The organism is Kitasatospora sp. NPDC048540 (assembly GCF_040651175.1).
GTDB lineage: Bacteria > Actinomycetota > Actinomycetes > Streptomycetales > Streptomycetaceae > Kitasatospora.
The window spans coordinates 1-7,086 of the sequence record NZ_JBEZIR010000224.1 but is presented as its reverse complement, the minus strand read 5'-3'; the positions used below and the strand labels follow the sequence as shown (position 1 = coordinate 7,086).

Below are 7,086 nucleotides of genomic sequence, written 5' to 3'. Positions count from 1 at the left end.
CTGGTTCGGGGCGCCGAGATCGCGGTGATCCGTCGGACGCGGAGCACGCGGCCCACCGCCCAGTCATACCCGCTGCCCGCTCCGGGCGCGGGGAGCCGCGCCCGCCGGATCCGGCGGCGTAGCGTGGGCAGCCGTCCCGTCCGGTCCGTCCCCGAGGATCCGCCGATGAACTCCCGTCTGCTCCGCCTCACCGGCGCCGCCACCGCGGTGTACGGGTTCGCCGTCGCCGCCCGCCCCGGGCTGCTGGCCCGGCCGTCGGGGCTGGCCGGGCCGGACGGCCGTACCCCGGACGCGGTCGCCGTCTGCCTGCGGCCGCTGGCCTGGCGGGACGCGGCCTGCGGCCTGGCGATGGCGCTGGCGCCGGATGCGCGGAGCCTGCGGACCGCCACCGTGCTGCGGCTGGCCGCCGACCTCGGCGACGCGGCGCTGCTGGGCCGGACCCTGCCCGGACGCGGGTACCGGAGGATGGCGGTCGCGGTGTCGGTGGGCTGGGGAGCGCTGTCGGCGGCGGGCCTGCTGCTGCCGGAGCGCCGCTGAGGGCGCGGCCCCGGGCAGGCGTGTCCGGGTGCGGGCGGCCGCGGGGCTTGGCAGGGTTGGGACGTGATGTCCCGCCGGCGAACCCCCTTGGAGCCCCCGTCATGAGCGCGCAACCGCAGGCCCAGATCGGCGTCACCGGACTGGCCGTCATGGGCAGCAACCTGGCCCGGAACTTCGCCCGCCACGGCTACCGGGTCGCGGTCCACAACCGGACCGGGTCGAAGACCACGGCGCTGGTGGAGGAGTTCGGGCACGAGGGGGACTTCCGGCCGTCCGGGAGCGTCGAGGAGTTCGTGGCCTCGCTGGAGCGGCCCCGGCGCATCGTGATCATGGTCAAGGCGGGGGCGCCGACCGACGCCGTCATCGACGAGCTGGTCCCGCTGCTCGACCAGGGCGACGTGGTGGTGGACGGCGGGAACGCGCACTTCCTCGACACCCGCCGCCGCGAGAAGGCGCTGCGCGAACGCGGGCTGCACTTCGTCGGCACCGGCATCTCCGGCGGTGAGCAGGGCGCGCTGGAGGGCCCGAGCATCATGCCCGGCGGCACCGAGGAGTCGTATCGGGTGCTCGGCCCGCTGCTGGAGGACATCGCGGCGAAGGTCGACGGCGAGCCCTGCTGCACCCATGTCGGCCCGGACGGGGCCGGCCACTTCGTCAAGATGGTGCACAACGGCATCGAGTACGCCGACATGCAGCTCATCGCCGAGGCCTACGACCTGCTGCGGCACGGCGCCGGCCTGCAGCCCGCGGCCATCGCCGAGGTGTTCCGGACCTGGAACGGCGGCCGCCTGGAGTCCTACCTGATCGAGATCACCGCGGAGATCCTGGCGCACACCGACGCGGCCACCGGCAAGCCGTTCGTCGACGTGGTGCTGGACCAGGCCGAGCAGAAGGGCACCGGCCGCTGGACCGTGCAGACCGCGCTGGAGCTCGGGGTGCCGGTCAACGGGATCGCGGAGGCGGTGTTCGCCCGCTCGCTCTCCGGCAGCGACGCGCTGCGCGCGGCCACCCGCGGCCTGCCCGGGCCGACCGAGACCTGGCTCGACAGCGCCGCCGCGGACCGCTTCGCGGAGGACGTCGAGCAGGCGCTGTACGCCTCCAAGATCGTCGCCTACGCGCAGGGCTTCCACCAGATCCAGGCCGGCAGCGCCGAGTACGGCTGGTCGATCGACCCCGGCGCGATGGCGGTCATCTGGCGCGGCGGCTGCATCATCCGGGCCCGCTTCCTGGACCGGATCAGGGCCGCGTACCACGGGGACCGCGAGCTGCCCACGCTCCTGATCGACGACCACTTCCGGCAGGCCCTCGGCGACGCCCAGTCCGCCTGGCGCCGGGTGGTGTCGACCGCCGCGCAGCTGGGCGTTCCGGTGCCGGGCTTCGCCACCGCCCTCGCCTACTACGACAGCCTGCGCGCCGAGCGGCTGCCGGCCTGCCTGGTCCAGGGCCAGCGCGACTTCTTCGGCGCGCACACCTACCGGCGGGTCGACCGGGACGGCACCTTCCACACCCTCTGGGGCGACGACCGCAGCGAGGAGCAGCACTGACGGACCCGGCCCGGCGCGCGGGAGCGGTGAACGACCTGCGAACGATCTGTGCGGATGCCTGAAGATCCGCGACGTGGGGCCGGGTCCGGAACGTCACCTCCATGACGGGTAGTCAGCCCACGAATGGAGTCCCCCGCCATGCCGTTCCGCCTGCGCGCCCTGGCCGCGTCCGCCCGGTCGGGCCTGCTCCGCCTGCCCGGCCGGATGTCCTGGGACTACCCGCGCACGGGCAGACGGGGCGTCCGGCGCTGGCTGCCGTCCTGGCGGCAGTGGCTGGTGCTGACCGCGGCCGGGGCACTGGGGCTCGTGGCCCTGATCGGGGTCGCGTACGCCCGCACCGACATACCCGAGGACCTGAACGCCTTCGCCACCCAGCAGAACAACGTCTACTACTGGGCGGACGGCACCGAGATGGCCCGCACCGGGCTGACCAACCGCCAGGACGTCCCGCTGGACCAGGTGCCCGGACCGGTGAAGGGCGCCGTGCTGGCCGCCGAGAACGCCACCTTCTACTCCGACCACGGGGTCTCGCCCAGCGGCATTGCGCGGGCGCTGTACCGGACCGTCTCCGGCGGTGACACCCAGGGTGGCTCGACCATCACCCAGCAGTACGTCAAGAACGCCTACCTCAACCAGGACCGCACCCTGTCGCGGAAGTTCACCGAGGTCCTGCTGGCCGTCAAGCTCGACCGGCACCTCGACAAGGACGAGATCCTCGCGGGCTACCTCAACACCAGCTGGTTCGGCCGCGGCAGCTACGGCATCCAGCGCGCCGCACACGCCTACTACGGCAAGGACGTCTCCCAGCTCGACCCCAGCGAGGGCGCGATGCTCGCCGCCCTGCTCAAGGGCGCAGGCCTGTACGACCCGGCGCTGGGGCCGGCCGCGCACCAGCGGGCCGTGGAGCGCTGGTCCTGGATCCTGGACCGGATGGTGGAGACCGGGGCACTGACCGCCGCGCAGCGGGCCGGGTACACCGTCTTCCCCGAGCCGAGGACCCCCGAGCCGCAGGTCGGGATGGCCGGGCAGGTGGGGTACCTGGTCGAGGTGGCCCGCTCCTACGTGGAGTCCCACAGCGACATCACGCCCGCCCAGTTCGACCTGGGCGGCCACCAGATCTACACCACCTTCGAGAAGCCCCGCACGACGGCCCTGGCCGCGGCGGTCGGCCGGGCGGGCGCGGGGCTGAGCCCCGACACCAGGGCCGAGGACCGGTACGTCCGGGTGGGCGCCACCTCGGTCGCCGCGGACGGGCGGATCCTCGCCCTGTACGGCGGACCGGACTACCTCAAGCAGGGCTTCAACAACGCCAACACCTCCAACGTGCCGGTCGGTTCGGCGTTCGGCCCGCTGGTCTATGCCGCGGGCCTCGGCCAGGGCGTGCAGCGCGAGCGCGGGGGACCCCGGACCCCGGTCCTGCCCGGCACCCTCTACGACGGCGACGACGGGGTCAAGGTGATGACACCGGAGGGGCCGTACTGGGGACGCGACGGGAAGATCGTCAAGGGCCGCAACGCGGGCGGCCGGTCCTGGGGGAAGATCAGCCTGCACACCGCGGTGGCCCAGGCGGTGAACACCCCGATCATGCAGCTCGGCATGGACGTCGGCCTGGACAAGGTCCGCCGGACGGCACTCGACCTCGGCCTGCTGCCCGACAGCACCGGTCCGCTGGTCCCGGCCTTCTCGCTCGGCAACTCGACGCCCAGCACGATCCGGATGGCCGGCGCCTACAGCACCTTCGCCTCCGGCGGCCGGCACACCGACCCCTACTCGGTGCTGAAGGTCACCCGGGGCGGCGCCGACCTCCCGCTGCGGCTGCCGCCGACCGTCACCGCGATCACCCCGCAGGTCGCCGCGGAGGTCACCGACGCGCTGACGGACGCGGTCAAGGGCGGCAGCGCGGCCGGTGCGCAGGCCGTCGCGCCGGGCGCGGCGGGCACCTCGGGCACCTCCCAGGACAACACGGCCGGCTGGTTCGTCGGCACCGCCGGCACCACCTCGACGGCGGTCGTGGTCTTCCGGATGGACCCGAAGACGCTGGTCCTGCAGCCGCTGGACGGCCTCGGCGGCGGCGCGCCGGCGATGTCCGCCACCGGACTGCCGCTCGCGGTGTGGAGTGGCTACCAGCAGGCGGCGCCGGCGGGCTGACCGCCCGTCGGCGCCGCCCGGCGCGGGCTACCGGACGAAGGTGGACCAGTCCGGGGCCTGTGCGGGATCCAGCTGGCGCAGCCGGGCCAGCACCTGCGGATCCTGGGCGTCCATCCAGTCCGCCACCTCACGGAAGGAGACACAACGGACACCGTCCCGCCGGCAGACGTCCTTCATCACGTCCTCGACGGCCTTCATGTAGATGCCGCCGTTCCAGGTCTCGAAGTGGTTCCCGATGAACAGCGGCGCCCGGCTGCCGTTGTAGGCCCGCTCGAAGCCGTTGAGGTAGCCGTCCCTGGTCTGCTTCTCCCAGGCGGCGTACTTGGCGGGGTTGCCCTTGGTGTTGTCGCCGGACTGGTTGACCTGGAAGTTGAAGTCCATCGACAGCACCTGCTTGTCGGTCTGCGGGTACGGCACCAGCTGGAGCGGGAAGTTCCACACGCCGTTCAGCTTGTTCGGCCAGACCTGGAAGTCGCCCGGCGAGCTGGCGTCGTAGCGCCAGCCGAGCGCCTGCTCGGCCGGCAGCAGGGTCTTCTGCCCCTCCAGGCACGGCGCCCGGCCGCCGACCAGCTCCTTGCGGTAGTCGAACGGCAGCGGGGCGACGTCCTTGAAGCCGGTGTTGGTCCGCCAGTTCTCCACGAAGGAGTACGCCTGGTCGATCTCGCTGCGCCACTCGTCGGTGGACCAGTCGCCGCCGCCCTTGGCGCCGCAGAAGTGGCCGTTGAAGTGGGTGCCGATCTCGTCGCCGGCCTGCCAGGCCAGCCGCAGCTGCTCCAGGGTCTCCCGGACGTGGGCCTCGGTCGGGAAGTCGATCGCGGCGGCGCCCGCCGCGTGCTGCGGCGGCCGGTAGATCCCGCGTTTGGCGGCCGGGAGCAGGTAGATGCCGCTGAGGAAGAAGGTCATCCGGGCGTTGTTCTGCTCGGCGAGCTTGCGGAACCGGGAGAACAGGTGGTCGTCGTTCTCCAGCGCGCCGTCCCAGGAGAACACCACGAACTGCGGCGGCTTCTCACCGGGTTTCAGCCGCTCGGCGGGCTGCGGCCCGGGCTGGGGCCCGGTGTAGGAGGTGGAACCGTCGCCCAGCACGGTCACCTTGCCGTCCCAGGCGGGCTCGGCCGGGCGCGGCACCGGGAGCGGGAGCGGGAGCGGCGCCGGGGCGGCGGCGCTCGCCCCGGCGGCCTCCGGCGGGGCGTTCCCGGTGGATCCCGCCTCGGGGGCGCCCGCCCCCGCCAGGACCAGACTGCCCGCGAGCAGGGCAGCCGTGCGCTTTCCAGTCCTCACCATCGGCCTCGCTCCGTATCGATATCTGACGTGTCATCACCCCTTCCTACGTGGTGGGAAATGGATTGGTTTCGCATGATCTGAGACGTTTTCGGCCCACCTCCACGGCCCCGGCCCCCGGCCGGGCCGCGCCCGCACTATTGACGGTGGTTCTAATAGTGCCTAGCTTCTGGACCGGGGCCGAATCCACCGAACCGAGGAGCCGCTGATGTCAGCACCCGCACGAGGGGCCGAGGCCGGACCGGACGCACCCGGGCGCGAACGCACCGCCCAGCGGCTGCTGGCCTCCTCCGCCAAGCTCTCCTTCGACCCGCTCAAGGACGTCGACTGGCAGTCCCCGCCCGTCCCCGGCCGCTACTACGCCCCGCCCCACCACCTGTCGCTCTACGGCACCGAGCTGTGGGACACGCTCGGCGAGGAGCAGCGGATCGAGCTGAGCAAGCACGAGGTCGCCAGCATCGCGGCCGTCGGCATCTGGTTCGAGGAGATCCTGATGCAGATGCTGCTGCGCCACGCCTTCGACCGGGACCCCACCACCGCACACGTCCAGTACGCGCTCACCGAGATCGCCGACGAGTGCCGGCACTCCGTCATGTTCGCCCGGATGATCTCCTGGATGGGTGTGCCCGCATACCGCCCGAACGCGCTGGCGCACAACCTCGGCCGGATCTTCAAGGCCACCTCCACGCACAGCCAGACCTTCGGCGGCACGATGTACGTCGAGGAGATCCTGGACGCCTTCCAGCGCGAGGTGATGAACGACGAGAGCCTGCAGCCGCTCACCCGCCAGGTCTCCCGGATCCACGTCATCGAGGAGTCCCGGCACATCAGCTACGCCCGCGAGGAGCTGCTGCGTGAACGGCTCGGCCCGGTGCGCCGCCGCTGGGAGCAGCTGTTCGTCGGCCTGATCGTCTACGTCGCGACCGTCAGCCTGGTCAACCCCCGGCTGTACGCGGCCGTCGGCATCGACCCCGCGGCCGGGCGCCGCGCGGCCGCGGCCAACCCCCACTGGCGGGCCACCAAGGTCAGGCTGGCGGCCAAGGTGATCGGGGTACTGGACCGGGCCGGACTGGTCGGCCGGACCAACCGGTGGCTGCTGCGGGCGGCCGGCGTGCTGGCCTGAGACGGGTGCCCGGCGGTGAGCCCGGTGAGCGGCGGTGAGCGGCGGTGAGCGGCGGCGCGGCGGGCCGGTACGGCGGATGGCGGTGCCCGGCTGGCGGGCGCCGCGGCGCAGGCGGAGCCTGGCGGCACGTGTGCCCGCAACCCACCGGAGGAACCCCATGACCGTCACCGCCGACCTCGACAAGGTGCTCGACAAGGCCTACGAGAACCTCAGCCTGCCCGAGGTGCTGGACGCGCCCGTCGCCGCGCTCGCCGGAGTGACCGACGCGCACGGCGAGGCGCTGGCCGCGCTGCGGATCAAGACCGTCGGCGACCTCGGCCGCAACAAGTACGTCCGCTGGGCCGTCGCCATGGCGGATCTTCAGGACCGCACCAACTGACCGGGCGGCCCCGGCCCCCGGGCGCCGTCGGTCATCGTCTCGTCGCCGGGATGGCTGTGCAGCGCGAAGCGGCCGTC

The 7,086-nt window shown here is 73.0% G+C and carries 6 protein-coding genes; 5 read left to right on the top strand and 1 reads right to left on the bottom strand.

Translation table 11 applies throughout. The features are described 5' to 3' along the window. Positions 1–165: 165 nt before the first annotated feature. The 3 genes from AB0D08_RS39910 (at position 166) to AB0D08_RS39900 (ending at position 4,229) form a co-directional block, all read left to right on the top strand. A complete protein-coding gene (locus AB0D08_RS39910) occupies positions 166–537 on the top strand; it encodes a hypothetical protein (protein WP_359895261.1) in 372 nt (123 codons plus the stop codon). Between the two features lie 101 nt (positions 538–638). Then, positions 639–2,081: an NADP-dependent phosphogluconate dehydrogenase gene (gene gndA / locus AB0D08_RS39905; RefSeq protein WP_033824126.1), complete on the top strand. Its 1,443-nt coding sequence runs from the start codon at positions 639–641 to the stop codon at positions 2,079–2,081. 138 nt (positions 2,082–2,219) lie between these two features. Continuing rightward, positions 2,220–4,229 (top strand): transglycosylase domain-containing protein, encoded by a 2,010-nt coding sequence (locus tag AB0D08_RS39900; RefSeq protein WP_233289302.1) that lies wholly within the window; start codon positions 2,220–2,222, stop codon positions 4,227–4,229. Positions 4,230–4,256: 27 nt separating this feature from the next. Here AB0D08_RS39900 and AB0D08_RS39895 read toward each other — a convergent pair whose 3' ends face one another. Beyond that, positions 4,257–5,510: a hypothetical protein gene (locus AB0D08_RS39895; protein ID WP_359895259.1), complete on the bottom strand. Its 1,254-nt coding sequence runs from the start codon at positions 5,508–5,510 to the stop codon at positions 4,257–4,259. Between the two features lie 205 nt (positions 5,511–5,715). Between AB0D08_RS39895 and AB0D08_RS39890 the strand changes: the two genes are divergently transcribed. Together AB0D08_RS39890 and AB0D08_RS39885 are read left to right on the top strand one after the other, a co-directional pair. Further along, positions 5,716–6,630, top strand: a complete 915-nt coding sequence (locus AB0D08_RS39890) for a diiron oxygenase (protein ID WP_359895257.1) — start codon at positions 5,716–5,718, stop codon at positions 6,628–6,630. 157 nt (positions 6,631–6,787) lie between these two features. After that, positions 6,788–7,009 carry a hypothetical protein gene (locus AB0D08_RS39885; RefSeq protein WP_033824123.1) on the top strand — a complete coding sequence of 74 codons (222 nt, stop codon included), beginning with the start codon at positions 6,788–6,790 and terminating at the stop codon, positions 7,007–7,009. Positions 7,010–7,086: the final 77 nt, after the last annotated feature.